Genomic DNA, 26,654 nt, shown 5'->3' with positions numbered 1-26,654 from the left:
CATGGAGGCAAAGAGCGTCGACGACACCGTCCGCAAGCGGTTACGGGATCTGCGCACCCAGCAAGGCCTGACACTGCAGGATGTGGCCGCCCGCGCCAGCATCGACGTGTCCACACTGAGCCGACTGGAATCCGGGAAACGGCGGCTGGCCCTGGATCACCTGCCCCGGCTGGCCCTGGCGCTGTCGGTCAGCACCGACGAGCTGCTGCGCGAACCGGAGTCCGAAGACCCGCGGGTCCGGGGCAGCTCCCACACCCGCCACGGGGTCACCTACTGGCCGTTGACCCGTCAGGGCCCGACCGGCGGCCGGCACACGTTCAAGGTGCGGGTGAGCACCAAGCGCAACACGCCACCGGCCGAGCTTCCCGTCCATGAGGGTCAGGAATGGATGTACGTGCTCTCCGGGCAATTGCGTCTGGTGCTGGGCGAACGCGATTTCATCATCAAACCCGGTGAAGCCGTGGAGTTTTCCACCTGGACGCCACATTGGTTCGGCACCGTCGACGGACCGGTCGAGGCCATCATGATCTTCGACGTCCACGGGGAACGGCTACACCTGCACTCCAGCTGATCACAGATACGAGGTCTGGTTGACCAGCCGCACCGACGCGAGCCCGTCGGGATAGAACTCCGCGATGCTCAACGACGCGAGATCGAGGTGCAGCCGGTAGAGAATCCCGGCGTTGCCGTCCAGTGCCAGCCGCAGCATGGTCTTGATCGGCGTGACATGGGAGACCACCAGCACCGTCGACCCGGCATACTCCTCGACGATCCGGTTGCGGGCCCGGCGCACCCGCTCCGCCACCGCATCGAAGCTCTCGCCGCCGGGCGGCGTCACGCTGGTATCGCGCAGCCATTTGCCGTGCAGCTCCGGATCCTGTTGCGCCGCCTCGGAGAACGTCAAGCCCTCCCACTTGCCGAAGTCGGTCTCGATGAGATCCTCGTCGATGACGACGTCGAGGCCGAGTTCCTTCGCGGCGGCGCTGGCCGTCTCGTGGGCGCGCCCCAGGGGCGAGCACACGACCGCGTCGATGCCGCCCTTCTCCCCCAGGTAGCGGGCCGCTGCCTCAGCTTGGCTGCGTCCGAGTTCGGTGAGCGACGGGTTGCCCCGTCCGGAGTACCGGCGGTCCACCGAGAGCTCGGTCTGACCGTGGCGCAACAACATCAGCCGGGTCGGTTCCCCACGGGCGCCGCTCCAGCCCGGCGAGGCGGGCGCCGATGCGGGGGCCGCCGCAGCGTCCATCGCCTCGTTGGCCAGTCGGTCGGCATGTGAGTTCTGGGCCCGCGGGATCCAGCCGTACTCGATCTGGCCGAACTGCCGAGCCAGTTGCGCGGCTTCACGATTGAGCTCAAGTAGATCGGGATGCTTGACGCGCCAGCGCCCGGACATCTGCTCCACCACCAGCTTCGAGTCCATGAACGCCACCACTTCGGTGGCACCCAGTTCGGCCGCCGCGGTCAGACCGGCGATCAATCCGCGATATTCGGCGACATTGTTGGTCGCCCGGCCGATCGACTCCTTGCGTTCGGCGAGCACCGCTGAGCGGTCCCCGCTGAACACCACCGCGCCATAGCCAGCCGGGCCCGGGTTCCCGCGCGATCCGCCATCGGCCTCGATGATGACCTTCACTGCTTGATCCGCAACAGGATCGCTCCACATTCCGGGCACCGCAGCACCTCGTCGTCCTCGGCGGCCTGGATCCTTGCCATTTCACCGCGATCGATCTCGATACGGCATGCCCCGCACCGCTTTCCCTGCAACAGTCCGGCACCGGGTCCACCACCGGCGCGCTGCTTCTCGTAGAGGGTGACCAGGTCTGCGTTCAGCAGCGACGCCAGCTCCGCACGCCGGCCCGCCGACACCTGACGGACGTTGTCGATATCCACCAGTGCCGCGTCGCGAGCCAGCTGCGCCGCCGACAATTCGTTCTGCAGAGCGTCGATACGGGCCAGGTGCTCGGACTGCTGGCGCTGCAACTCCTCGCGGCGTTCCATCACCTCCAGCAGCGAATCCTCCAGGGACGACTGCCGGCGCTCCAACGTCTCCAGCTCGTGCTGGAGCTCGCTGAGCTGCTTGGCGTTGACCGTCCCGCCCTGCAGCAGCGTCCGGTCACGGTCCTCGCGCTGGCGCACCGAATCGATCTCGCTCTCCAACTTGGCGATCTCACCGTCGACGTCGTCCAGGGCGATGCCGACCACCGCCACCTGGTCGCTGGCCTCCTGGTACAGCGCCTGCACGCGTTCGAATTCCTGCTGTTCGGCCAGATTGGCGGCGCGGTGGTCGACGCGACGCAATTCGGCATCGACTTCGGCCAGGTCCAGCAGTGAACGTTGCTGACTCACTTCGGCTTTCATGATTGGGAACCTCCATCGATATTCCACGGATCGGTGCGCACGGTACTCACGCGCACCGGTAATGCCTCGCCGAAACTGCCGCGCAGCAGCGATGCCGCCTGGTGACACCAGGGGAACTCACTTGCCCAATGCGCGACGTCGACCAGTGCCACATCAGAGACCCGGCCATGCTCGTCGGCCGGGTGGTGCCGCAAATCTGCGGTCACATAAGCCTGTACCCCGGCGCCGGTGACCGCGCCGAGCAGTGAATCCCCCGCGCCGCCGCAGACGGCGACCCGGGACACCACCGCGTCCGCGACGCCGGCTGCCCGCACGCCCCACGTGGTCGCGGGCAACGCGCCGCGCACCCGGGACACGAACGTGGACAACGGTTCGGGCTCGGGCAGTGTGCAGATCCGGCCGATCCCGACATCGGCAGGCAGTGGGGCCAGCGCGAAGACGTCGAAGGCGGGTTCCTCGTAGGGATGCGCGGCGCGCAGTGCGGTGAGCACCCGCCCACGCAGACGCGCCGGGGCGATCACCTCGATGCGGTCCTCGGTGACCTGCTCGACGGCGCCCACCTCGCCGATGGCCGGCGTCGCACCCGCGTGCGGCAGGAACTGGCCGGTGCCGGTGGCGCTCCAGCTGCAGCAGGAGTAGTCACCGATCTGCCCGGCGCCCGCGGCGAACAACGAATCCCGCACCTGCGCAGCATGTTCGACAGGGACGAACACCACCCACTTGTCGAGATCGGGCCCGGACGGGCCGCGGGACAAAATGTCCTCGACCACCAGTCCCAGCGTCTCGGCGAGAGCATCGGAGACGCCCGGAGAGGCCGAGTCGGCGTTGGTGTGTGCGGTAAACAACGCCTGCCCGGACCGGATCATCCGGTGGATCAGTGCACCCTTGGCGGTCGAGGCGGCCACCGTGTCCACACCCCGCAACAACAGCGGATGGTGCGCCAGCAACAGCCCGCCCTCGGGCACCTCGGCGACCACGGCATCGGTGGCGTCCACCGCCACCGTCACCGAGGTGACCGGCTCTGCCGGGTCACCGGCCACCAGGCCGACCGAGTCCCAGTCATGGGCCAGCGCAGGCGGATACGCCGCGTCCAGGACGTCCATCACCTCGGCGAGAGACACGCTCATGTCAGGGCCTCCACCAGCAGCGGCCATTCGTGGCGAACCGCCGCACGCAGATACTCGCCGTCCAGACCGACGAAGGTGTCGCACCGGCGCACCGCAATCCCCCTGCTATCCAGTTGCTTTCGGGTCAGTTCGGCATCGTCGACGCGGAGCAGCACAAACGGTGCGCAACCGTCGACCACGTCCACTCCGGCGGCGCGCAACCCGGTCACCATCTCCGCACGCAGGGCGGCGAGCCTGCGCGCGTCGGCGTCCGCCTCGGCCACCGCCTCCGGAGTGCAGCAGGCCGCGACGGCTTCGAGTTGCAGGGTGCCCAACGGCCAGTGCGCGCGGCGGGTCGTCAGCCGGGCCAGCACCTGCGGTGCGCCGAGTGCGTAGCCGACCCGCAGCCCGGCCAGTGACCAGGTCTTGGTGAGGCTGCGCAGCACCACCACATCGGGCAACGACATGCCGGCCAGCGATTCCGGCTCGCCGGGCACCGCGTCGGCGAAGGCCTCGTCGACCACGACGATCCTGCCGGGCGCGCGCAGCGCGAGGATGTCGCGCACCGGATGCAGCACCGACGTCGGATTGGTGGGGTTGCCGACCACGACCAGGTCCGCCCCAGCGGGCACCGCGGCACCGGCCAGCCCGAACGGCGGGTCGAGGACCACGTGACGGATCGGCACCCCGGCGGCGCTCAGCACCGCCTCCGGTTCGGTGAACGACGGCGCGATCAGCGCGGCCAGCCGCGGGTCCAGGTTCGGTAGCAGCGCGAAGCCCTCGGCGCCGCCGGCCAGCAGCACGACCTCGTCGGCATCGCGTCCGTGCCGCGCGGCCACCGCCTCGGTGGCGCGGGCGACATCGGCTGCGCTCGGGTAGTGCCCCAGATCGGTGAGCCGCGCACCGAGGCGTTCGACCAGCCACGACGGTGGCCCGGCGGCCCGGACGTTGACGGCGAAGTCCAGCATCCCGGACGTGACGGCCTGGTCGCCGTGATAGCGCGCCGCCTGCCGAACCTCGTGAACCACAGCACGACAGTAGTGCGCCGACCAGCAGCACCGGAACATCGGCGACAATGGTGGGGTGACTGAAACCGTGACCCGAGCTCCGCAGTTGGTGCTGTTCGACCTCGACGGCACCCTGACGGACTCAGCGGACGGCATCGTCGCCAGCTTCCGCCACGCACTTGAGACCATCGGCGCCACCGTTCCCGACGGCGATCTCGCCGGCCGGATCGTCGGTCCGCCCATGCATCACACGCTGACCTCGATGGGCCTCGGCGACCGCGCCGACGAGGCCATGACCGCCTATCGCGCCGACTACACCACCCGCGGCTGGTCGATGAACCGCCTGTTCGACGGCATCCCCGACCTGCTGGAAGACCTCAAGCGCGCCGGCGTGCGTCTCGCAGTGGCGACCTCCAAGGCGCAGCCCACCGCGCAGCGCATCCTCACCCACTTCGGGATGGACGGATATTTCGAGGTCATCGCGGGCGCCAGCCCGGACGGCACCCGAGCCGCCAAGGCCGAGGTGATCGCCTACGCGCTGGCGCAGCTGGGTCCGCTGCCGGAGCGGGTGCTGATGGTCGGTGACCGCAGCCATGACGTCGAAGGCGCCTCCTTCCACGGCATCGACACCGTGGTCGTCGACTGGGGATACGGCGGCGCCGATTTCGACGGGCCCGATGCCCCCGCGCCGCTGCACCGGGTGGCGACGATGGCGGACCTGCGAAGGGTGCTCGGTGTCTAGCCGGCGGGCTGGAGCGCAGCGACCGGGGGATCAGGCACTGCATGTGACGTTCGTCTGCTCCGGCAACATCTGCCGGTCCCCGATGGCCGAGAAGATGCTGGCCCACCAGATCGAGGGGCGCGGCCTCGCCGAGCGCGTCCGGGTGACCAGCGCCGGGACCGGCGGCTGGCATGCCGGCGACGGCGCCGATCACCGGACCAATGCCGTCCTGCTGGCACACGGGTATCCGACCACCCACCGCGCCGCCCAGCTCGACGAGGATCACCTGGCCGCCGACATGGTCGTCGCGATGGGACGCAACCACGCCCGGATGCTCGCCGACATGGGTGTGCCGCCGGAGCGGCTACGGATGATGCGTTCGTTCGACCCGCGCTCGGCCGCCTTCACCCTGGATGTCGAGGACCCCTATTACGGCGGGCCAGACGATTTCGAGGCGGTCTTCGCCGTCATAGAGGCCTCGCTGCCCGGCCTGCACGACTGGATCGACCACCAACTGGGGCGGCACCGATGAGCGCTTGCGCGAAGAGGAAACAGCCATGAAGCGCTTCGGATTCCTCTTCCGGCCGCAGTGGCTGGCGCTGTACGTCGTGGTGGCGGCCTTCGCCTGGCTGTGTTTCACGGTGCTGGCGCCCTGGCAGCTCGGCAAGAACACCACGACCTCACGCGAGAACACTCAGATCGCCAACTCGCTGAACACCGACCCGGTGCCACTGACCGACTATCTGCCGCAGCAGGATTCGTCGGCGCACGACCATCAGTGGCAGCGGGTGACGGCCTCGGGCCGCTACCTGCCCGAGGCGCAGGTGCTGGCCCGGTTGCGGTCGGTGGACGGTGCGCCCGCCTACGAGGTGCTGGTCCCGTTCGTCGTCGACGGCGGACCGACCGTGCTGGTCAACCGCGGCTACGTCAAACCCGACCAGGGCACCGCGGTGCCGCCCATTGCGGCCGCCCCGGCCGAGCCGGTGACCATCACCGCGCGGTTGCGTGATTCGGAGATGCTCGCCGTCGGCAGGGATCCGTTCCGTGCCGAGGGCGCCATGCAGGTCTACTCGATCAATCCCGGGCAGGTCTCCCAGGTGACCGGGGTCCCGCTGGCGGGGTCCTATCTGCAACTGGTCGAGGACCAGCCCGGCGGACTCGGCGTGATCCCGCTGCCCGTCCTGGACGCCGGCCCGTTCCTGTCCTACGGGATCCAGTGGATCGCGTTCGGCATCATCGCCCCGATCGGCGTCGGGTATTTCATCCTCGCCGAGGTCAAGGTCCGGCGCCGGGAGAAGGCACTGGCCAACCCGCAGGGCGAACCCGAGCCCGGCGAAGCGGCGCCGAAGCCGGTCAGCACCGAGCAGAAGCTCGCCGACCGGTACGGCAAACGGCACTGACGGCCACCGCCAGCACCGTCGCGCCGGCCTGAACCGCCCGCGACAATCGCACGCCGCGACGCAGGTCGGCGGCGGTGGGAGCAGGCCCGTCGCCCAGGGTCGGACGCATCTCCAGGCGGTGCGCATATTGGGTGGGACCACCGAGCTGCACCCCGAGCGCTCCGGCGAAGGACGCCTCGGCGACGCCGGCGTTGGGGCTGGGATGTTTGCCCGCGTCGCGTTGCCAGGCCCGCCAGGTGGCGCTCGGCGCGCCACCGACCGCCAGCACCACCAGCCCGGTCGCGCGGGCCCCCACGTAGTTCACGACATCGTCGAATCGTGCTGCCGCCCAGCCGAACTGCAGGTACCTGGGCGACTTGTGCCCGATCATCGCATCCAGGGTGTTGGCGCCGCGGTAGACCAGCAGGCCGGGCACGCCCACGACTGCGCCCCACAGGATCGGGGCGACCTGCGCGTCGGAGGTGTTCTCGGCGACCGATTCCAATGCTGCACGGGCCAGGCCGTCGGCGTCCAGGGCGGCCGGGTCACGACCACACAACGAGGGCAACAGCGCCCGAGCGCCGTCGATATCGTCACGTTCCAGCGTGTCCGCCAGGCGGGCACCCGTGCGCGCCAACGATGTTCCGCCGAGCACCACGTAGGTGGTCACCGCGGTGGCCGCGGCCGTCCACGCCGGGCCGCGCCGGCGCGCGGCACGCTCGACGGCCAGTCCGAACACACCCAGAGCCCCGAGCAGCGCGGCGGTGTGAGCGGCGCCGGCGGCCCGGCTGTCGGCGTAGGTGCGGCGCTCCAGTGCGGCCGCGGCAGACCCGAACGCGGCGACGGGGTGACCGCGCTGGGGGTCGGCCAGGCACACGTCGGCCAGATAGCCGGCCGCCAAGCCGATCGCACGGGCAGAGCTATTGGGCACAAACACGTCGGCAGCGTCTCACAAGGTGGTGTACTCAATTCCATGAGGCTCGGTCCCCCGCGGAATCCGAGGCGCGTCGCCGATCTGATCAATCCGGCCGCGGCGCTGGCACCTGCCGCGAACGTCATCATGCAACTGGCCTCCCCGGGTGTCGGGTACGGCGTCCTGGAAAGCCCGGTGGACCGCGGCAACGTCTACAAGCATCCGTTCAAGCGGGCCCGCACCACCGGCACCTATCTGGCGGCGGCCACCGTGGGCACCGACCACGACCGCGCCCTGATCCGCGGGGCGGTCGACACCGCGCACCGCCAGGTCAGGTCCGGCCCGGACAGCCCGGTGCGCTACAACGCATTCGATCCCACGCTGCAACTGTGGGTGGCGGCCTGCCTGTACCGCTACTACGTCGATCAGCACGAATTCCTCTACGGCCCACTCGATGACGAGTCGGCCGACGCGGTGTACGGGGACGCCGCCCGGCTCGGCACCACACTGCAGGTACACCAGGACATGTGGCCTGCGGACCGGGTCGCGTTCGAGGAATACTGGAAACGGTCGCTGGAGGAGCTGCGGATCGACGAGCCCGTGCGCAGGCATCTGCACGGGGTCGCGGCGCTGGTCTTCCTGCCGACCCCCTTGCGCCAGGTGGCCGGTCCGCTGAACCTGTTCGCGACCACCGGATTCCTGCCCGCTGAGTTCCGCACCCTGATGCGGTTGCGCTGGACCAGCCGCCAACAGCGGGCGTTCGACGCGTTGATCGGCGCGCTACGGATCGCCGACCGCGTCGTCCCGCGCGATCTGTGGTTGTTCGGCTATCAGCTCTACCTCTGGGATATGCGGTCCCGTGCGCGACGTGGCAAACGGGTGGTGTGAACCGAACTATCAGGCAGGAGACTTCCATGGCAATTGCAGCGCTCAACCATGTGGCCGTCACGGTCAGCGACATCGAGGTGAGCGGGCCCTGGTACCGCGCGCTGATCGGAGCCGACCCCGTTCTCGACGAGCACACCGACGGCGGATTCCGCCATCTGGTGTGGTCGTTCGGCAACGGCACGCTGTTCGGGATCCATCAGCACGACCGGTCCATCTCCCCCGGTGAGTTCACCGAGTTCCGGGCGGGCCTCGATCACGTCGGGTTCGGCTGCGAGACCCGTGCCGAGCTACAGCAGTGGGCCGGCCGCCTCGACGATCTCGGTATCGCGCACGGCGGTGTGGTCGACGCGCATTACGGATCCGGTCTGAGCTTCCGCGATCCCGACGGTGTCGCGCTGGAGTTCTTCGCCCCGCCGGAGTAATCCCCGCCGAGTTGGGTACTTCCTAGGCATGCTGACCAAGATCGCAGGTGCCGCCACCCAGTTCGTCGAGGGCGTCGGGGGTGTCTTCGGTATCCGTGTCGGCACCGAGGAACCGCTCTTTGTGCTCGAAGGCCGGGTCGGCGAGATCGAGATCCGTCGGTATGGGCCGCGCGTCGCCGCGCAGACCAGCGTGAAGGGCAACGGTCAGGAGGCCCGCAGCGCGGGCTTCCGTCGTCTGGCGGGCTACATCTTCGGCGGCAACCATCGCAAGGCGAAGATCGCGATGACGGCCCCGGTGGCACAACACCGCGAGAGGATCGCCATGACGGCCCCGGTATCGCAGGCCCGCGCCGACGACAGCGGCGACTCGATCATCCGCTTCTACATGCCGTCGAAGTGGTCGCTGGACACCCTGCCCGAACCCGATGACAGCTCGGTGACCGTGGTGGAGGTGCCTGCCGAGCGCTTCGCCGTGCTGCGGTTCAGCGGTGACCGCAGTCCGACGTCCGTCACCGCCAAGTCAGCCGAACTGCTGACCGCACTGCACGGCACCGAATTCCACACCGACGGAGAGCCGGTGGCATGGTTCTACGACCCGCCGTGGACCCTGCCGTTCCGCCGACGCAACGAGGTCGCGGTGCCGCTCACGGGGTGAGCAGCACCGCGCCCCCGGCGCGAATCAGTACTGGTACTCGGCCGGGCAGGACAGGTCGACGTAGACCGTCGCACCCGGGACCGCCGCGTCGGACGCGCCGCGCACCGAGTCGACCGAACAGTTGGACAGCGGCCCGTTGCGGGTGCCGTTCAGCTGCACGTTATAGCCCTGAGTGCGCAGGTCATAGATGGTTTCCTCGACCGACGACGCGCCGGCCGGCGCCGCCGACGCGGTGGCCGCCATCCCGAATGAACCGCCGGCCAAAGCCATGAAGGCTGCCGAGGCGAGGATGATTTTCTGCATTTTCGTGTTCCTTTCGAGCAGGGTTGAGCCACCCGGCGGTGCATCGTGGGCACCCGGGGGCAGAACTCTGTGAGTTTGTGAAGTTGTGGCTTGTGTCTTCTAGGTGTTATTTACTTGCATATCAGTAGGTTTCAGGCACGTGACCCGCCTTCCGCTGAACCAGACGTGTTCATGTCTCTCAACGTATGAGTGCGAGTCATCGCTGTCACGACACTCATATGAATCACCAACACTTCCCAACCGGTGGACATTCCACATATATGGTCGAATTTTCTGAAGGTGGTTGTCCAGGTAGGAATCCCGAGAGTCGTCCGGGGGTTATCCCCAGGGACCGAAGGGTCTACAGCCTGGATACGGTGCTGATCAGCGGCAGGTACACAGTGTCGAGGATCTCGGCGATCGCGTCGCGGCCCACCTCGGCGCGGGTGAACAGCAGTCGGTCTCGCAGCAGGTACCCGATGGACATCGCGGGCAGGCGCGAGATCTCCCTGGGCCCGATCTCGTCCCGTTCGCGTGCGCGGGCCAGGGCCGGATAGACGGTGCGTTCGGCCAAGCCGATGATCTGCGCATGCAGAAGGTCCAGCAGGTCGTCGTCAGCGTCTGCGACCAGCCGCCGATAGTTGTCCACGCCGATGGCCACGAAGTTGTCCACGATCGCGGCGAACAGGGTCAGCAGGTTTTCCCGCAACGATTCCGTCGCGTCGAACACGAGATCGTCGGGTTCCCATCGGAGATTGGGCAACGCGTCCACGACCATGTGGGCCCGGGTCCGGTAACGACGGTAGAGAACCGGCTTGCTGGTCTTCGCCCGCCGGGCCACTCCTTCGAAAGTCAGGGCCGCATAGCCGTGTTCGGTGAGCTCGGCCCTGACCGCATCCCGGATCGCCGTCATCAGCGCGTCGTTGCGGCGTCGCGTCTTCGGTTCCCCGTCCATGACAGTCCTCAAGGCTTCCGAACGGGTAGCTGCAGATACGACGGGTGCGAGTCGCCGGTGTGAATGACGTGCTGCCCGCTGTTGGCGCCGGTGTATTCCCGGATTGCGGGCATCAACGGGCCCAGCAGGGTGGCCGAGCTGATGACGAAGCGCAGTTGTTCGCCGGGATGAAAGGCGAGACCGATGGGCAACAGGTCGATTTCGATCTCGACGGGCTCGCCTTCGACGAGCTTTTCGACCCGGTCGAAGGTGTGCGCCGGGACATCCCATGTGGACAACTCGCCGTCGAGGTGTCGGGCAGAGACGCGCAGCCGTCCGTCGGATCCTTTGTACCGCAGCACGGTTGCTCCGTGGTCGGTCAGGTCGTGGATTCGGGCGTCCTGGTTGGGCACGGTGAACTGCTGCAGTGGGGTGCCGTACGCGTCGAGCTTCTGCACGAGCACGAAGAGATCCATGTCGTCGGCGCCGCGCGCTTCGACCCAGAGGTGCGCCTTCGGATAGCCGACCATGACGGTCTCCTCGTCGAAGCGAGCGATGAACGACACCGCATTCGGATTGGCGTCGACGGCGTAGCCGACCTCTACGTCCGCCGATGTCGGCTGGGTGCTCAATACCCGCGCGGCACCGTCGAGGTAGAACTTGGTCGAGACGAACCCGGTGGGCGGGAACCGGTCCGCGGCGACTCCGACCTGATCGCCACCGCGAAGGTCGAGAATCGAGTACCGAACGCGGGGTGTGGATTCCCACCCGTTGTCGATGTCCCTGAGATACCGGTCGAAGAATCGGCGCAGATCTTCGCGGTTCGTCTCGTCGTAGTAATCGGGCCACTCCTGACCGTTGTGGATGCGCAGCCACTTGTGCTGCGACGCCATCCGCCGCCAGGCACGGAACGTTCCCGCAGTATGCAGGGTGTTCGTGTAGCTGGCCACCACGTAGGCCGGCACGGTGATCTTCTCGAAATCCGGGATCTTGTTCTCCCACAGAGTATTCATCAGTGGGTAACGCTCCGCCTCGGCGAGTACATCTTCCTTCATGTTGGTGCCGAAGAAGCTTCCTTCCTGCAACTGCCGGGCGAACCCGGTGTCCGGCATGCCTCCGCGCATCACCAGATCGCGGTAGACGTCACTGACGCCCTCCCATGGGTTGATCGCCGCCAGGTGCGGGGGCTGCTCGGCTGCCGTGAACCACTGCGACACGGCCAGGTAGGAGGTTCCACTCATCCCGACTTTGCCACTGCACCAGGGCTGTTCGGCCAGCCACTCGATCAGGTCATGGCAATCACGGCCCTCCTGGCGGTCCCACAACACACTGTTGCCGTCAGAGTCGACCACACCGCGAATGTCGGGGTTGCAGATGGCATAGCCATGGGCACACCAGTACGCCGGGTCGGGCCCCTCGAACTTCTCCAGTCCCGAGACGATCCCGTTGTCCAGTCCAACCATGGCGAACACCCCCATGACACTGGCCGAGGACCCCTGCCCCTTGCCGTACGGACTCCATGCCACCACGACGGGCACCTGTTCGGCACCCGCGGGGCGGAACATATCCACGTGGATCGTGACACCATCGCGCAGCCGGACCGCAACGTCCTTCTCGAAAACGATGTCGACCGGTATCGGCTGGAACTGCGGCGCCACCCGATAGCCGGCCTCCAACGTGCGCGTGCCCGGATCGAATCCCGTCAACACGCCGGTGCGCGCCGCGGGCAGCGGTTGCGATGGCGTGAAGATCATCTGATGTTCGGTGCTCATCGCGCACCCCCCGGTTCCTCGTGAAGCCTCGACCGATCAAGATACGGTCCGTATCTTATTACGGTACACCCGCGGCCATGCCCGGAACCGCGTGGGCTCCAGAACGAACACACAACCCGTCAAAACAACCCCTACATAGCAGGAGTGAGGGAATGCACTGATACAGGCACTGCGTTACAGTTTCTGACGCCAGATCCCAGCGTAAAATGGGATTGTTGCACCCGGTTTTCGCGGACATCGCGGCTGCCGGAGTTTCACCACATTGACACCAGGAGAAGGACGGAAGATGGCATTAAATCGTCTGGCTCGTCGTCGGATTTCGGCAGCGGTTGGCGGTGGCGCCATCATCGCGATGATCGGCTTCACCGCGGCGTGCAGCAGTGACAGCGACAAGCCCGAAGAGTCGCCCACCACGACCACGACCACCACGGAGGTCTCGCTGACCCCGACCGAGAAGTCGCTGAACCCCGGTGGCGGTGTATTCACACCTCCGGTGACGGCCCCGCAGCAGACCGTTGAGGGTCCGAACGACTGATCTAATTCATGGAAGTAAGGGCGGGTCCGAAATATTCGGACCCGCCCTTACTTGTTTGACGAGTTTTTCGACGACGCTCGGAATTCGTCGGTGTCGGCGTACTGAATTCACGGTTCGGCGCGCCACTCCCCAGGGCCTACACGACGGCCGACCTCCGGCCGACCGAGTCACGTCCGCGACATCGTGGTGCTGACGTTGCCGCATCCCACCCTCGCCGCCCACCAGGACGAGGTGTTCACCGGCTATTACGCTCGGGCCGAGGGGGCCCAGTGACACACATGCGGATTGCAGTAATCGGCGGCGGAATCGTCGGGATCGCCATCGCCCGCGAGATCATCACGCGCCATCCCGACGCGGAGGTGACGGTCTTCGAGAAGGAGAACCGACTCGCCGCGCATCAGACCGGACGCAACAGCGGTGTCGTCCATGCCGGTCTGTATTACCAGCCAGGGTCGGTCAAGGCACGGTTGTGCCGCCGCGGCGTCGGGCTGCTCGAGGAGTTCTGCGCCGAGCACTCGATCCCCCGCATCGCCTGCGGCAAGGTGCTGGTCGCACTCGACGAGGAGGAGCGGGGCCGGCTGCTCGATATCGAGGAACGCGCACTCGCGAACGGTGTCCCTGGGATCCGCATCGTCGGACCCGACGAACTACGCGAACTCGAACCGCATGTGCGCGGCATCGCCGCCCTGCACTCCCCATCGACCTCGATCGTCGATTACGGCCAGGTCACTGAGGCGCTGGCGGTCGATGCGACCGCGGCAGGCGCCACGGTGCAATTGGGCCACGAGGTCACCGGCCTGCGCACCATGGGCGCGGAGGTGGTGGTGACCTCACGTACCGCCGGAGGCACAGCGGCGACCACGTTCGATCGGGTGGTCGCCTGTGGAGGGCTGCAGAGCGACCGGCTGGCCGAGATGGCCGGCGACGGGCCGGATCCGGTGATCATGCCGTTCCGTGGCGAGTATTGGACGATCAAGCCGGAGCGCCGGGACCTGGTCAATGGATTGGTCTACCCGGTGCCCGATCCGCGTTACCCGTTCCTCGGCGTCCACGTCACCCCGCGCGTGGACGGACAGGTGCTGATCGGACCCAATGCCGTTCTGGCCCTTGCCCGGGAGGGCTACACCTGGCGCAAGGTGTCGGTACCCGATCTGGTGGGGGTGGCGCGTACACCGGCGTTCTGGCGGTTCGCCCGCCAGCATTGGCGGACCGGGATCCGCGAAATGCGCGGGTCGCTGAGCAAGCATCGATTCGTCGAGGCTGCACGCGCCTACGTGCCCGACCTGGCGGACGACGATGTGGTGCCCGGGCCGTCCGGGATCAGGGCCCAGGCCCTCGATGCCGATGGCGGCCTGGTCGACGACTTCCGGATCAGCTTCCGCGACCGCATCGTCGTCTTGCGCAATGCGCCCTCCCCCGCGGCCACATCGGCGCTCGCGATCGCCGAACACGTCGTGTCCACCATCGATGCGGCAGAGGTAGAGCTGTGACAAACGCACTTTCTCGAGACCGGCGTGGTCCGGTGACGCTCAGAGGTCGAATACCAGCAGCGTGCTCGACGCGGTCGCGACGACGGCGCCCGCCGCGTCGGTGACGACGCCCTCGGTGAAACCGACGCGCGATCCCGCTTTGACCACGGTGCCCGTCGCGGTGAGTAGGCCGCTGGAGAGCCGGACCGCTTTCAGGTAGTTCACCTTGATCTCGATCGACGTGTAACCCTTGCCCTGGGGCAGTGTGCTGTGCAGTGCGCAGCCGAGCACCGAGTCCAGCAGCGTGCAGACCAATCCGCCGTGGATGGCGCCGATCGGGTTGTACGCCGACTCGTCGGGCCGACACGTGAAGACCACGCGACCCGGCTCTGCCTCCACCATCGTGAAGTCCATCAGGCCCGAGATCGGGGGCGGCGGCAACGTGCCCTCGGTCATGGCACGGAGATAGTCGATGCCCGACATGGCCAGGCCGGCCGCGGCGGTCGGCGCCGGATCGTGCCAGTTGACAACCTTCGAGCGTTCCTCGCCCCAGCCGTCCCGCTTGTCGGTCGTCTCAGTGGTTTGCGTGGTCACGGTGTCTCCTCGGTTCGGACGAAGGATCGGTAGCGGGGTGGGCGGAGAGGATCGTCGACGGCCACCGCGTGATCGGCACCCCAGGCCAGTAGGGCGTCCAGCACGGGAAGAAGGTCCCGGCCGGAGGCGGTCAAACGGTATTCGTCACGCGGAGGATGATCCTGATAGGCCGTTCGGGCGATGACCCCCGCGGCCTCCAGCGTCTTCAGGCGAGCTGCGATGCGGTCCCTCGGTGCGCCGGTGCCCGCCACGATGGCGCCGAAACGAACTGAGCCCAGGGCGATTTCGCGAATGATGAGCAGGGACCACTTCTCGCCGACGACCTCCATGGCCGCCGCGATGGGGCAAGGACGGCCCGCCAGGTCGGCAAGCGGTGTGGTTGACACGGTGCCAGCGTGCCAGAAGTGAGTTTGACAATCAAACTCAACGCTTGGCCGCCTTCATGGCTCGCTTAACCCCGTCCGTGCTGCTATTATCTAGTGCACTATGGAATCGCGCACTGGAGATCTGCATTCACCCACTCCGCCGGGCACAGACGGCCGCCTGGGCGAGCAATTGTCGTTCGCGCTCTACGGTGCAGCGAACCGGATGGTTCGCCTGCACAAGCCGTTCCTCGAGCCGTTGGGACTGACCTTCCCCCAGTACCTGGTCATCTTGGCGCTGCTCGACGGCGCCCCCCAGACCGTCGGCGCACTTGGTGCCTGCTTGGACATGGACACCGGCACCATCACGCCCCTGGTCAAGCGCCTGGAGGCTGCCGGGTTGGTGTCGCGGGTGCGAGATCGCACCGATGAGCGGCGCGTGCTGGTCGACCTGACCACTGCGGGTCGCGCGCTCGAGTCGGAGGTCCGCGGCGTCACCGACAAGATCAAAACAGCCTGCCAGCTCGACGAGCCCGGCCTCCAGGACCTTCGACGCACGCTCGAGGGCCTCGCCCACCCCGCCGTCGACTGACACACAACACAACGAAGGAGCGAGAATGAGAATCGGCATCGTCGGCGCCGGCAACATCGGCAAGACGTTGAGTCGAAAATTGAGTGCGGCGGGACATGACGTCAAGATCGCCAACTCCCGCGGCCCGGAGACCATCGACCCTGAGGCGCTGTCCGCCGGCGCCCGCGCGGTCGACGCGGCCGATGCGGTGCGCGACGTCGAGGTGGTCATCTTGTCGATGCCGCTGAATCGCATGCCCGCCTTCGCATCGACGTTGTCCGCGGCTCCGGCCGACGCCGTCGTCATCGACACCTCGAACTACTACCCGCACCGCGATGAACGGATTCAGCCCATCGACGCCGGCGAGGTCGAGAGCGTATGGCTGTCCCAGCAGATCGGACGGCCAATTGTCAAGGCCTGGAACGCTATCGGGTCGGCATCATTCGCCGACAAGGGCGCGCCCGCAGGAACCCCCGGCCGCATCGCCATTCCGGTCGCCGCCGACGACGCCGACGACCGCACGCTCGCAATGATGCTGGTCGATCAGACCGGATTCGACGGCTTCGATGCCGGCCCACTCTCCGAGTCGTGGCGTCAGCAACCGGGCGCCCCGTGCTATTGCACGAATCTCACCAGCGAGGAAATGGGCGATGCCCTCGCCGCGGCCGAGAAGGATCGGCTGCCCAAGCGCCGCGACATCTCCATCGCCGCCATCGCCGAACGCGTTGGCGACGGGATGCCGAATCTCAGCTCGGACTACGCCGTCCGACTGGCGCGCGCGATCTTCATGTGACCGTGCATCCACTCCACGAAACGAAAGTGATCATGACGAACAAGCCTGGCACCATTGACTTTCCATCCAAGGTCGGCGTGTTCTGGAACAGTGAACCCTGGCCGATCCGCGATGCGCAGAACATGGCCCGCGAGATCGAGGCGCTCGGGTACGGGTCGCTGTTCATGCCCGAGGGCAACGGCAAGGACGTGCTCGTCGAATCCGCAGCACTCCTCGGTGCCACCGACCGATTGGTGGTCGGCACCGGCATCGCCAACATCCACGTCCGGTTGCCCACCGCGGCGGAAAGTGGCGCCCGGATGCTCACCGCCCTGTACCCGGGACGGTTCGTCCTCGGGCTGGGTGTCAGCCACGCCCCCTTCGTCGAAGGTTCCCTCGGCGGCGCCTATCGGAAGCCGCTGGCGATGATGCGGGCGTATCTGGACGGCATGAACGCGGTACCGGCCGAGCTCGAATCCGGCTCGCGGCCAACGCGTCTGTTGGCTGCGTTGGGTCCCAAGATGATCGAACTTTCCGGTGAGGGTGCCGACGGCGCGCATCCGTATCTGGTGCTGCCCGACCAGACGCGGAACACCCGTGCGATCCTGGGTGAAGACCCGTGGATCGTCACCGAGCAGGCCATCGCCATCGGCGGCAGTGTCGATGATCAACTGCGTCGCGCGCACAGCCACTTGGATCTCTACTCGCGGCTGGACAATTACCGGAATTCCTGGCTGCGGCAGGGTTTTGACGAGACCGACCTGGTGATCGGCGGTTCCGAACGGCTGGCACGTGCGCTGGTCGGAATGGGAACAGCCGAGGAGGCGGCCGCCTCGGTCACCGCACATCTCGACGCCGGCGCCGACCACGTCGTCGTACAGGTCGCCGTCGACGACCCGACCGACGACCCGCTGCCCAATCTGCGGGCACTCGCAGCCGCATTGGGCTTGTGAAACGCGTCGGATCCACTCGAACCGGAAGAGACACACCGTGGGAAACCCTGCTGCAGAAGTTGATTCAACGGGCCCCCTCGTGCTCGTCATCGGGACGACGGGCCAGGTCGGCAAGCTCCTCGTCGAGGAGTTCGACCGTGACCCCGGGAACGTCCGGGTCCGCTATGCCGCACGCAAACCCCAGCAGGTCGACGAGCTGCGCGCGGCGGGACGCGACGCGGTGCGCCTCGACCTGGACGATCCGAGCACCTTCGCGCACGCGCTGCACGGCGTGGACCGGGTATACCTGTTGACCGGTTACACCGTTGCCATGCTGACCCAGAGCAAGACGCTCGTCGACGCCGCGGTGAAGGCCGGTGCCAGCCACATCGTGCATCAGGGCGTGTTCGCCAACTGGGACGTCACCGATCCGCACTTCGTCTGGCACCAGATGATCGAGCGCTACATCGAGGGAAGCGGACTGCAGTGGACCCACCTGCACCCCAACGTGTTCATGGAGGGGCTGGCGTCCATGACGCCGGTCGACAATGGCGCCTTCTCAGTCTTCTGGGGTGATCGCCGTGTCGGATGGATCGCCGCGCGCGACATCGCCGCCGTTGCGGCAACGGTGTTGCGGCAGGGACCTTCCCGACACGGCGGGAAGGAGTACTGGCTGTCCACCGAGGTGGCATCGGGACCCGAAGTGGCAATTACCCTCTCCGAGGTCCTCAATCGAGAGATTCGCTGCGATGTGCGCGGCCCGGAGGAGTTCAAGGCGTCGATCGCCAACGGCAGCACCGCGGTGGAGTCGTGGTACGCCGACGCGGGTGTGGAATTCACCCGCCAAGTCATCGACGGGCGGATGGGCTACATCGGCACCGTGCGCGACGACGTGGAGTTCGTCACCGGCCGCCCCTCGATCTCGCTGCGGGAATGGGCGATCGAGAACCGTGACCAGCTGACAGCAGGCTGACCCCCATCAGCCAAAGAATCGAATCAATGACAACGGATTTGACGACGAGACGTGAAAGAGACCACAGATGACCAGCACCACAACGCCGTTCGTGAATGTGATCCGGTCCCGGCGGTCGGCTCGGAAGTTCCTGCCGACTCCCCTGCCGGCGTCTGACATCCGCGCCGTACTCGAAGATGCACAGACCGCGCCCTCGAACAGCAACACCCAACCGTGGCAGGTGCATGTCGTCTCAGGCACCCTGCGGGATGCCATCAGCGACGAACTCCTGCGGGCCTACGACGACGGGCGCGAGTCCGCCGATTTCACCTTCGACTATGGCGACGGCACCTACCGGGAACGGTCACGCGCCCACGGTGCAACGCTGTACGAGGCGTGGGGGATCGCCCGCACGGACGTAGAAGGCAGACACGGGGTCGTGCGCGACAATCTGCGCTTCTACGACGCCCCCCACGTCGCGTTCCTGTTCATGCCCAAGCTCGGCGACGGGGTGCGCACCGCCGGCGATATCGGCATGTACGCGCAGACACTCCTGCTCTCACTCACGGCCCGGGGCTATCACAGCATCCCGCAGACCATTCTGGGTATGTATGCCGACGTCGTACGCGAAGCACTCGGCCTGTCTGACGAGCTCAAATTGCTGTTCGGAATTTCCTTCGGCACAGCTGATCCGGCGGCTCCGGTGAACGACGTTCATATGCATCGCCTGCCTCTGAGCGAAAGTGTCGTGCTGCACGGAATCGAGGACTGACGGCCGTTCGGATCGGCGCTCTGCTGCTTGCAGGCTCCGACGCCCGATTCCGAGTAAGACGGTCGCCGCCGACGGACCAGATGTTCGGCACGCAAAACCCTCTGAACTGCAGTTTTGATGGTGGGCGCGGACGGTATCGAACCGCCGACCACTGGTGTGTAAAACCAGAGCTCTACCACTGAGCTACGCGCCCCGTCGCAGGCAACTTACACGTCGCGCCCGCGTGCGGTGAAATCCTCAGCCGTCCCGCAACGCCCCCAAGGCCTGCTGCCAGACCGACTGATCACGCAGCTCGCCGGGCTGCATCATCTCCGCGAACCGGATCACCCCGCCGCGGTCGATGGCGAACGTGCCCCGGTTCGGGTAGCCGGCGTCGGCGTTGAACACGCCATAGGCCTGCGTCACGGCCCCGTGCGGCCAGAAATCCGACAACACCGGGAATCCGAACCCGTTCTCGGTGGCCCAGACTTTGTGGGTGGGCGGCGGTCCGACCGACACGGTGAGCACCGCGGAATCATCGTTCTGGTACTCGGACAGCCGGTCGCGGATCTCCCCGAGTTCGCCCTGGCACACGCCGGTGAACGCCAGCGGGAAGAACACCAGCAGCACATTTTTGTCGCGCAACCCGGATAGCGTGACGGCGCGGCCGTGCTGGTCCTTGAGCGTGAAGTCCGGCGCGCTGTCGCCGACAGCGAGCATGCCTACCGGCTCTTCGCGACGGCCTTGGACTTCGGCTGTACCAACCGGCTGGCGATCCAGTCCCCCAGATTCGCCGATGAGGTCTGCATGAGCCCCGCGGTGGGCGCGGACTCGGCGATCTCGGCAGGCTGCACATGGCCGGGCTTGCCGGTCTTCGGTGTCACCACCCAGATCACGCCGTCATCGGCGAGCGGGGTGATGGCGTCCATCAGCCGGTCGACCAGGTCACCGTCGTCATCGCGCCACCACAGCAGGACGACGTCGACCACCTCGTCGGAGTCCTCGTCGAGCATCTCGCCGCCGCTGACATCCTCGACATCGGCCCGGATATCGTCGTCGGTGTCCTCGTCCCAGCCCAACTCCTGGACGACCTGACCCTTCTCGATGCCCAATTTCTGGGCGTAATTCGGGTCGGAATCCTTCCCCGCCGCGACCACCTTCTGTCCTCCCTCATCCTGCTTCGTATGTGCCTCCGAACTTCTGGAGCCCTATCGTCGCACGTCGTGTTGTGGTAGCTGCCCACTGGCAGCAAGTTTGATCGAGTTCGTCAATATGCGGCGTCGCACAGGTCCAGCGCCACGGTCCGGGAATCGTTCAATTCGTTGATGGCGTCGTTGAACGGACTCGGGCCGATATCTGTCTCGATCGCCGACGCCACCGCCCGCGCCGCGTCGACCCAGCGGGTCAGCGCGCCGCTCAACTCCGGCCCCAGCGGATCGGACAGGCTGCCCGAGACCAGGTCGGCGCTGCCGTTCAGCGCGGCGATCGCCGGGCCGGCCGTGGCCACCACGTCGGCGTTCTGGTTGTACGCGTCGACATAACCGTTGACCGAACTGATGGCGTCCGCGCTGCTGTTGCTGATCGCCTCGCACGAGGTGTGCACGGCGCGGTTGGTGATGGACACCTGACGCTCGGACTCCTTGGCGCTGGAACTCGCCACCGACTCGGCGATCGACGCGGACACCGAGGCCTGGTAGATCGGCGCGTCGGCCTTGTCCACCGTGGCGGTACCGCTGGTGACACTCGTGCACCCCACCACGACCAGGGCCAGGCCCGCGGGCGCTCCCAGTGCCAGCGCAGCGATGCGCATCCGCGTCGGTGCTGCGGACCCCCGCCAACTGTTCACCATCGTGGCCAAACTTACCGGTTCACCCGCCGGATGGGCAGATCATTGCGGTAGGCAACCCCGCCCGGTGATCTGCGGCAGGATAGGGGGACGATAGAGGGTGCCACAAGCATCAAGTATCCGACACCAAGCACCTTTCAACCGAGGAGCCGTAGTTGACCACCGAGTTCGCGCGCCAAGACCTGGCCCAAAACTCTGGCACCACAGGCGAACCCGACCGGGTTCGTGTGATCAGGGAGGGCGTTGCCTCCTATCTGCCCGATATCGATTCCGAGGAGACAGCCGAGTGGATGGAGTCGTTCGACCAGTTGGTTGAACGCTCCGGTCCCGCCCGGGCGCGCTACCTGATGTTGCGTCTGCTGGAACGCGCCGGCGAGCAGCGTGTTGCCATTCCCGCCTTGACCTCCACCGATTACGTCAACAGCATCCCCACCGAACTGGAGCCCTGGTTCCCTGGTGACGAGGACGTCGAACGACGCTATCGAGCCTGGATCCGCTGGAACGCCGCCATCATGGTGCACCGCGCCCAGCGCCCGGGAGTCGGTGTGGGCGGCCATATTTCGACGTATGCATCGTCGGCGTCGCTGTACGAGGTGGGGTTCAACCACTTCTTCCGCGGCAAGTCCCACCCCGGTGGTGGGGACCAGATCTTCATCCAGGGCCACGCCTCCCCCGGTGTCTACGCCCGCGCCTTCCTGGAGGGCCGGCTGTCCACCGACCAACTGGATGGTTTCCGCCAGGAGCACTCGCATTCCGGTGGCGGACTGCCGTCCTACCCGCATCCGCGGCTGATGCCCGACTTCTGGGAATTCCCCACGGTGTCGATGGGCCTGGGCCCGATGAACGCGATCTATCAGGCGCGCTACAACCACTACCTGAACGACCGCGGCATCAAGGACACCTCCGATCAGCACGTGTGGGCGTTCCTCGGCGACGGTGAGATGGACGAGCCCGAGAGCCGCGGCCTGATCCAGGTGGCGGCCAACGAGGCGCTGGACAACCTGACCTTCGTGGTCAACTGCAACCTGCAGCGCCTGGACGGCCCGGTGCGCGGCAACGGCAAGATCATCCAGGAACTGGAGTCGTTCTTCCGGGGTGCGGGCTGGAACGTCATCAAGGTGGTGTGGGGCCGCGAGTGGGATGCGCTGCTGCATGCCGACCGCGACGGCGCGCTGGTCAACCTGATGAACACCACCCCCGACGGTGACTACCAGACCTACAAGGCCAATGACGGCGCCTACGTCCGCGACCACTTCTTCGGTCGCGACCCGCGCACCAAGGCCCTCGTCGATCCGATGACCGACAAGGAGATCTGGAACCTCAAGCGCGGCGGGCACGACTACCGCAAGGTGTACGCGGCCTACCGGGCGGCGATGGAGCACAAGGGCCAGCCGACGATCATCCTGGCCAAGACCATCAAGGGCTACACGCTGGGCCAGCACTTCGAGGGCCGCAACGCCACGCACCAGATGAAAAAGCTTGCCCTGGAAGACCTCAAGACCTTCCGCGACGTCACCCGGGTACCGGTTTCCGATGCCGAATTGGAGAAGGACCCGTACCTGCCGCCGTACTACCACCCCGGGCCCAATGCCCCCGAGATCCGGTACCTGCTGGACCGCCGCCGCACCCTGGGCGGGTTCCTGCCCGAGCGCCGCACCAAGTCCAAGGCGCTCAAGCTGCCACCCACCGACACCTACAAGGCGCTCAAGAAGGGTTCGGGCAAGCAACCGGTGGCCACCACCATGGCGACCGTGCGGACCTTCAAGGAACTGTTGCGCGACAAGAACATCGGGCCGCGCATCGTGCCGATCATCCCGGACGAGGCCCGCACGTTCGGCATGGACTCGTGGTTCCCGAGCCTCAAGATCTACAACCGCAACGGGCAGCTCTACACCGCGGTGGACTCCGAGCTGATGCTGGCCTACAAGGAATCCGAGATCGGCCAGATCCTGCACGAGGGCATCAACGAGGCCGGCTCGACGGCGTCGTTCACGGCGGTGGCCACCTCCTACGCCACCCACAACGAGCCGATGATCCCGATCTACATCTTCTATTCGATGTTCGGGTTCCAGCGCACCGGCGACGGGTTCTGGGCTGCCGCCGATCAGATGGCCCGCGGGTTCGTCCTGGGTGCGACCGCCGGTCGCACCACGCTGACCGGTGAGGGACTGCAGCACGCCGATGGGCATTCGCTGCTGCTCGCCTCGACCAACCCGGCGGCGGTCACCTACGACCCGGCGTTCGCCTACGAGATCGCTCATATCGTCGAGAGTGGCCTCAAGCGGATGTATGGGGAGAACCCGGAGAACGTGTTCTTCTACATCACCATCTACAACGAGCCCTACGTGCAGCCCGCCGAACCGGAGAACTTCGATCCCGAGGGCGTGTTGCGGGGCATGTACCGGTTCCGGGCCGCTCCGGAGAAGCGCAGCAGCACCGCGCAGATCCTGGCCTCGGGGGTGTCGATGCCCGAGGCGATCAAGGCTTCCGACATGTTGGCCGAGAAGTGGGACGTGGCCGCCGATGTGTGGTCGGTGACCAGTTGGGGCGAGCTCAACCGCGACGGTGTCGCGGTCGAGAAGCAACGGCTGCGCCACCCCGATCAGCCGGCACCGACGGCCTATGTCACCCAGGTGCTCGCCGATGCCACCGGACCCGTGGTGGCGTTCTCGGACTGGATGCGTGCGGTTCCCGAGCAGATCCGGCCCTGGGTGCCCGGCACCTACCTCACCCTGGGCACCGACGGGTTCGGCTTCTCCGACACCCGTCCGGCGGCGCGCCGCTACTTCAACACCGACGCGGAGTCGGTCGTGGTGGCCGTCCTGGAAGCACTCGCCCGCGACGGGGAGATCGATCCGTCGGTGGCGATCGCGGCCGCCAAGGAGTACCAGATCGACGACGTCAAGGCGGCCGGCGTCTCCTACGCCGACACCGGAAGCGCCTAGTGGGTGGTGGGAGCGTCAGCCGGACTCATCCCGGCTGACGCTCCCACAACCCCTGACAAACGGATCCATACAAAAAGCAGGCGTATCTTTTGGGGATGCCCGACAATCGGTTCGCCCCGCCTCCGGCGTCGACGCTGGAAGTGCTGCAGAGCGTCCCCGAGTCGGCGCTGCGCCGCCTCAAGCAGTACTCCGGCAGGTTGGCGACCGAGGCGGTCCACGCCCTGGAGACCCGGCTGCCGTTCTTCGCCGACCTGGAGGCCTCCCAGCGCGCCAGCGTGCAGCTGGTCGTGCAGACCGCGGTGATCAACTTCGTCGAATGGATGCGCGATCCCAACAGCGACGTCGGCTACACCGCCCAGGCCTTCGAAGTGGTGCCTCAGGATCTGCGCCGTCGTGTCGCACTGCGTCAGTCGGTGGAGATGGTGCGCGTCACCATGGAGTACTTCGAGGAAGTCGTGCCGCTGCTGGCCCGCAACGAGGAGCAGTTGACGGCGCTGACCGCGGGCATCCTGCGCTACAGCCGCGACCTGGCGTTCGCCGCCGCCACCGCCTACGCCGACCAGGCCGAGGCACGCGGCGCCTGGGACACCCGGATGGAGGCCAACCTGGTCGACGCCGTGGTCCGCGGGGACATGGGACCCGCGCTGCAGTCCCAGGCGGCGGCACTGAACTGGGACGCGACCGCACCGGCCACCGTCATCGTCGGGCTGCCACGCTCCGATCGGATCGAGCAGGCCGGTGATGACGTGCACGCCGCGGCCAGGAAGTGCGGTCGCGCCGCCCTGTCGGATGTGCACGGCACCTGGCTGGTCACCATCGTCACCGGTGGGCTGTCACCGACCGAACGGTTCCTTGCCGAGCTGATGAACGTCTTCGGCGACGGCCCGGTCGTCATCGGACCCACCGTGCCGACACTGGGCGCGGCCCACCGCAGCGCCGCCGAAGCCATCGCCGGGATGAACGCCGTCGCAGGCTGGAGCGGCGCGCCGCGTCCGGTCTCGTCCCGCGAACTGCTGCCCGAGCGCGCGCTGCTCGGCGACCCACACGCGATCGCCGTGCTGGCCACCGAGGTGATGCGCCCCCTGGCCGACGCCGACCCCGCGCTCACCAAGACGCTGGACGCCTACCTCGATTCCGGTGGGGCCATCGAGGCGTGCGCCCGCAAATTGACGGTTCATCCAAACACCGTGCGCTATCGCCTCAAGCGAATCACCGATTTCACCGGACGGGATCCGACCGTCCCCCGCGATGCGTACATCCTGCGGGTCGCCGCGACGGTGGGACGGCTCAAAGGTGACGCAAGCCACTTCAGCTCGCCAAACGGCTATTCCGCGGCGTCAAACGGACAACAGATCACCCGCTGGGGCGGATACACCCCATGAGTCCAGATCGCGGTCCGGTCTCGGCCCGGTCGCTTCACGTGCGCTTTTGTGGAAACTCCACAAAAGAATAAGACAAGGTTCATAATCTCTTACACCGCGCTGAGAGGCTCTCACAGTGTTTTCTTAATCCGTGCCCCAAAAGACTGTGCTTGCTCTGCTTGCTCCCGGACAGGGCTCTCAGACCCCCGGCATGCTCACCGCGTGGTTGGAGCTGCCCGGTGCGGCGGACCGACTGAGCGCGTGGTCGGAGATCGCCGGACTGGACCTGGCGCGCCTGGGCACCACCGCCACCGCCGAGGAGATCACCGATACCGCGGTGACCCAGCCGCTCGTGGTGGCCGCCACCCTGCTGGCACACGAAGAACTGACCAAGCGTGGCCTCATCGCCGATAAGGATGCCGCCGTTGCCGGGCATTCGGTCGGCGAGATCGCGGCCTACGCCATCGCCGGCGTCATCTCCGCCGATGACGCGGTGAAGCTGGCCGCCACCCGCGGTGCGGAAATGGCCAAGGCCTGCGCCCTGGAGCCGACCGGTATGGCCGCGGTGCTCGGTGGTGAAGAGGCCGAGGTGCTGGCCCGCCTGGAGTCCCTGGACCTCATCCCCGCCAACCGCAACGCCGCCGGCCAGATCGTCGCCGCCGGAGCGGTCGCGGCACTGGAGAAGCTCGCCGAGGATCCGCCGGCCAAGGCCCGGGTCCGGGTGCTGGCCACCGCAGGAGCGTTCCACACCCGCTACATGGCTCCCGCGGCCGAGGGTTACGCCGCGGCGGCCGCCACGGTGGCCACCAACGAGCCCACCGCGACCCTGCTGTCCAACGCCGACGGCAAGCCGGTCGCTTCGGCGGCCGACGCGATGACCAAGCTCGTCGCCCAGATGACCCGGCCAGTGCGCTGGGATCTGTGCAACGAGACGCTGCGCGGCCTGGAGGTGTCGGCCATCGTGGAATTCCCGCCCGCGGGAACCCTGGTCGGTATCGCCAAACGAGAACTGAAGGGCACACCGACACATGCGGTGAAGGCCCCGTCAGACCTGGACGGACTCGCCGAGATCTGAGTCCGGGTAGCACTGCCCGAACACCAAGACGTACAACCTCACTCCGACAGCCGGA

At 67.0% G+C, this 26,654-nt stretch carries 29 protein-coding genes, 1 tRNA gene and 1 pseudogene; 17 read left to right on the top strand and 14 right to left on the bottom strand.

What is annotated here, in order from left to right; all coding sequences use genetic code 11:
• Position 1 precedes the first annotated feature (1 nt).
• The gene (locus ASE48_RS24850) at positions 2-571 is read left to right on the top strand and encodes a helix-turn-helix domain-containing protein (protein ID WP_057169811.1); all 570 of its coding nucleotides are present in this window, start codon (positions 2-4) and stop codon (positions 569-571) included.
• Here ASE48_RS24850 and ASE48_RS24845 read toward each other — a convergent pair whose 3' ends face one another.
• Genes ASE48_RS24845 through cobC form a run of 4 tightly spaced genes read right to left on the bottom strand, consistent with a single transcriptional unit; the run spans position 572 to position 4,429 of the window.
• A complete protein-coding gene (locus tag ASE48_RS24845; protein ID WP_057169810.1) occupies positions 572-1,630 on the bottom strand; it encodes a bifunctional RNase H/acid phosphatase in 1,059 nt (352 codons plus the stop codon). It abuts the gene before it with no gap.
• Positions 1,627-2,355: a zinc ribbon domain-containing protein gene (locus ASE48_RS24840; RefSeq protein ID WP_057169809.1), complete on the bottom strand. Its 729-nt coding sequence runs from the start codon at positions 2,353-2,355 to the stop codon at positions 1,627-1,629. Before ASE48_RS24840 ends, ASE48_RS24845 begins: the two co-directional genes overlap by 4 nt.
• Positions 2,352-3,482, bottom strand: a complete 1,131-nt coding sequence (locus tag ASE48_RS24835; protein WP_057169808.1) for a Nif3-like dinuclear metal center hexameric protein — start codon at positions 3,480-3,482, stop codon at positions 2,352-2,354. Before ASE48_RS24835 ends, ASE48_RS24840 begins: the two co-directional genes overlap by 4 nt.
• Positions 3,479-4,429 (bottom strand): Rv2231c family pyridoxal phosphate-dependent protein CobC, encoded by a 951-nt coding sequence (gene cobC, locus ASE48_RS24830; protein WP_235571524.1) that lies wholly within the window; start codon positions 4,427-4,429, stop codon positions 3,479-3,481. The genes ASE48_RS24835 and cobC overlap by 4 nt, the downstream gene beginning before the upstream one ends.
• Before the next feature lie 115 nt (positions 4,430-4,544).
• Here cobC and ASE48_RS24825 point away from each other — a divergent pair, with 115 nt between their 5' ends.
• From ASE48_RS24825 to ASE48_RS24815, 3 genes are read left to right on the top strand one after another with little or no spacing between them, the layout of a single operon-like run.
• Complete coding sequence (locus ASE48_RS24825) at positions 4,545-5,210, top strand: HAD-IA family hydrolase (protein ID WP_200962248.1); 666 nt, start codon at positions 4,545-4,547, stop codon at positions 5,208-5,210.
• The gene (locus ASE48_RS24820) at positions 5,203-5,721 is read left to right on the top strand and encodes a low molecular weight protein-tyrosine-phosphatase (RefSeq protein WP_442928757.1); all 519 of its coding nucleotides are present in this window, start codon (positions 5,203-5,205) and stop codon (positions 5,719-5,721) included. Before ASE48_RS24825 ends, ASE48_RS24820 begins: the two co-directional genes overlap by 8 nt.
• A gap of 25 nt (positions 5,722-5,746) precedes the next feature.
• Entirely contained in the window at positions 5,747-6,589 is an 843-nt protein-coding gene (locus tag ASE48_RS24815) for an SURF1 family cytochrome oxidase biogenesis protein (RefSeq protein ID WP_057169804.1), read from the top strand.
• On the opposite strand, the gene ASE48_RS24810 is transcribed toward ASE48_RS24815, so the two are convergent.
• A complete protein-coding gene (locus ASE48_RS24810; RefSeq protein ID WP_057169803.1) occupies positions 6,543-7,505 on the bottom strand; it encodes a cobalamin biosynthesis protein in 963 nt (320 codons plus the stop codon). The two genes, ASE48_RS24815 and ASE48_RS24810, sit on opposite strands and share 47 nt — an antisense overlap.
• Before the next feature lie 36 nt (positions 7,506-7,541).
• On the opposite strand from ASE48_RS24810, the gene ASE48_RS24805 reads away from it, so the two are divergent.
• The 3 genes from ASE48_RS24805 to ASE48_RS24795 are packed head-to-tail and all read left to right on the top strand — an operon-like array spanning position 7,542 to position 9,446.
• Positions 7,542-8,369 carry an oxygenase MpaB family protein gene (locus tag ASE48_RS24805; RefSeq protein ID WP_057169802.1) on the top strand — a complete coding sequence of 276 codons (828 nt, stop codon included), beginning with the start codon at positions 7,542-7,544 and terminating at the stop codon, positions 8,367-8,369.
• A 26-nt stretch (positions 8,370-8,395) separates the two neighbouring features.
• Positions 8,396-8,791: a VOC family protein gene (locus ASE48_RS24800; protein ID WP_057169801.1), complete on the top strand. Its 396-nt coding sequence runs from the start codon at positions 8,396-8,398 to the stop codon at positions 8,789-8,791.
• Positions 8,792-8,819: 28 nt separating this feature from the next.
• Entirely contained in the window at positions 8,820-9,446 is a 627-nt protein-coding gene (locus tag ASE48_RS24795) for an SOUL family heme-binding protein (RefSeq protein WP_057169800.1), read from the top strand.
• Between the two features lie 24 nt (positions 9,447-9,470).
• Here ASE48_RS24795 and ASE48_RS24790 read toward each other — a convergent pair whose 3' ends face one another.
• The 3 genes from ASE48_RS24790 to ASE48_RS24780 form a co-directional block, all read right to left on the bottom strand.
• Entirely contained in the window at positions 9,471-9,749 is a 279-nt protein-coding gene (locus ASE48_RS24790) for a hypothetical protein (protein WP_057169799.1), read from the bottom strand.
• Positions 9,750-10,089: 340 nt separating this feature from the next.
• A complete protein-coding gene (locus tag ASE48_RS24785) occupies positions 10,090-10,683 on the bottom strand; it encodes a TetR/AcrR family transcriptional regulator (protein ID WP_057169798.1) in 594 nt (197 codons plus the stop codon).
• Between the two features lie 8 nt (positions 10,684-10,691).
• Entirely contained in the window at positions 10,692-12,434 is a 1,743-nt protein-coding gene (locus ASE48_RS24780) for a CocE/NonD family hydrolase (RefSeq protein WP_057169797.1), read from the bottom strand.
• A gap of 286 nt (positions 12,435-12,720) precedes the next feature.
• Here ASE48_RS24780 and ASE48_RS24775 point away from each other — a divergent pair, with 286 nt between their 5' ends.
• Positions 12,721-12,969 carry a hypothetical protein gene (locus ASE48_RS24775; RefSeq protein ID WP_057169796.1) on the top strand — a complete coding sequence of 83 codons (249 nt, stop codon included), beginning with the start codon at positions 12,721-12,723 and terminating at the stop codon, positions 12,967-12,969.
• 278 nt (positions 12,970-13,247) lie between these two features.
• Positions 13,248-14,459, top strand: coding sequence for an L-2-hydroxyglutarate oxidase (gene lhgO, locus ASE48_RS24770; RefSeq protein ID WP_057170021.1), 1,212 nt, complete (start codon positions 13,248-13,250; stop codon positions 14,457-14,459).
• A 39-nt stretch (positions 14,460-14,498) separates the two neighbouring features.
• Here the strand turns inward: lhgO and ASE48_RS24765 are convergent, their stop codons facing one another.
• Both ASE48_RS24765 and ASE48_RS24760 read right to left on the bottom strand, forming a co-directional pair.
• Positions 14,499-15,032: a PaaI family thioesterase gene (locus tag ASE48_RS24765; RefSeq protein WP_057169795.1), complete on the bottom strand. Its 534-nt coding sequence runs from the start codon at positions 15,030-15,032 to the stop codon at positions 14,499-14,501.
• Positions 15,029-15,418 (bottom strand): winged helix-turn-helix transcriptional regulator, encoded by a 390-nt coding sequence (locus ASE48_RS24760; RefSeq protein WP_057169794.1) that lies wholly within the window; start codon positions 15,416-15,418, stop codon positions 15,029-15,031. Before ASE48_RS24760 ends, ASE48_RS24765 begins: the two co-directional genes overlap by 4 nt.
• A gap of 100 nt (positions 15,419-15,518) precedes the next feature.
• On the opposite strand from ASE48_RS24760, the gene ASE48_RS24755 reads away from it, so the two are divergent.
• The 5 genes and pseudogenes from ASE48_RS24755 to ASE48_RS24735 all read left to right on the top strand — a co-directional run bounded on the left by ASE48_RS24755 (position 15,519) and on the right by ASE48_RS24735 (position 19,393).
• The gene (locus ASE48_RS24755) at positions 15,519-15,986 is read left to right on the top strand and encodes a MarR family winged helix-turn-helix transcriptional regulator (RefSeq protein WP_057169793.1); all 468 of its coding nucleotides are present in this window, start codon (positions 15,519-15,521) and stop codon (positions 15,984-15,986) included.
• 22 nt (positions 15,987-16,008) lie between these two features.
• Positions 16,009-16,758, top strand: a pseudogene (locus tag ASE48_RS24750) (NADPH-dependent F420 reductase); the annotation flags it as partial.
• Positions 16,759-16,790: 32 nt separating this feature from the next.
• The gene (locus ASE48_RS24745; protein WP_057170020.1) at positions 16,791-17,690 is read left to right on the top strand and encodes a TIGR03620 family F420-dependent LLM class oxidoreductase; all 900 of its coding nucleotides are present in this window, start codon (positions 16,791-16,793) and stop codon (positions 17,688-17,690) included.
• 79 nt (positions 17,691-17,769) lie between these two features.
• Positions 17,770-18,642 (top strand): NmrA family NAD(P)-binding protein, encoded by an 873-nt coding sequence (locus ASE48_RS24740; protein ID WP_057169791.1) that lies wholly within the window; start codon positions 17,770-17,772, stop codon positions 18,640-18,642.
• A 67-nt stretch (positions 18,643-18,709) separates the two neighbouring features.
• Positions 18,710-19,393, top strand: a complete 684-nt coding sequence (locus tag ASE48_RS24735; protein ID WP_057169790.1) for a nitroreductase — start codon at positions 18,710-18,712, stop codon at positions 19,391-19,393.
• A gap of 118 nt (positions 19,394-19,511) precedes the next feature.
• Here the strand turns inward: ASE48_RS24735 and ASE48_RS24730 are convergent.
• The 4 genes from ASE48_RS24730 to ASE48_RS24715 form a co-directional block, all read right to left on the bottom strand.
• Positions 19,512-19,586, bottom strand: a tRNA-Val gene (locus ASE48_RS24730).
• 44 nt (positions 19,587-19,630) lie between these two features.
• Positions 19,631-20,092 carry a peroxiredoxin gene (locus tag ASE48_RS24725; protein ID WP_057169789.1) on the bottom strand — a complete coding sequence of 154 codons (462 nt, stop codon included), beginning with the start codon at positions 20,090-20,092 and terminating at the stop codon, positions 19,631-19,633.
• 2 nt (positions 20,093-20,094) lie between these two features.
• On the bottom strand, positions 20,095-20,529 hold the full coding sequence (locus ASE48_RS24720; protein ID WP_057169788.1) for a DUF3052 domain-containing protein: 435 nt from the start codon (positions 20,527-20,529) through the stop codon (positions 20,095-20,097).
• A gap of 110 nt (positions 20,530-20,639) precedes the next feature.
• On the bottom strand, positions 20,640-21,182 hold the full coding sequence (locus ASE48_RS24715) for a hypothetical protein (RefSeq protein WP_200962264.1): 543 nt from the start codon (positions 21,180-21,182) through the stop codon (positions 20,640-20,642).
• Positions 21,183-21,373: 191 nt separating this feature from the next.
• Between ASE48_RS24715 and aceE the strand changes: the two genes are divergently transcribed.
• From aceE to ASE48_RS24700, 3 genes are all read left to right on the top strand, one after another.
• The gene (gene aceE / locus ASE48_RS24710) at positions 21,374-24,163 is read left to right on the top strand and encodes a pyruvate dehydrogenase (acetyl-transferring), homodimeric type (protein WP_057169786.1); all 2,790 of its coding nucleotides are present in this window, start codon (positions 21,374-21,376) and stop codon (positions 24,161-24,163) included.
• Between the two features lie 95 nt (positions 24,164-24,258).
• The gene (locus ASE48_RS24705; protein WP_057169785.1) at positions 24,259-25,545 is read left to right on the top strand and encodes a PucR family transcriptional regulator; all 1,287 of its coding nucleotides are present in this window, start codon (positions 24,259-24,261) and stop codon (positions 25,543-25,545) included.
• Between the two features lie 145 nt (positions 25,546-25,690).
• A complete protein-coding gene (locus tag ASE48_RS24700; RefSeq protein ID WP_082614398.1) occupies positions 25,691-26,599 on the top strand; it encodes an ACP S-malonyltransferase in 909 nt (302 codons plus the stop codon).
• Positions 26,600-26,654 lie beyond the last annotated feature (55 nt).

It is taken from the genome of Mycobacterium sp. Root265, from assembly GCF_001428895.1.
Taxonomy (GTDB): domain Bacteria; phylum Actinomycetota; class Actinomycetes; order Mycobacteriales; family Mycobacteriaceae; genus Mycobacterium.
Note: the sequence above shows the minus strand (reverse complement) of the source record. Positions and strands in the feature narration are given on the sequence as shown.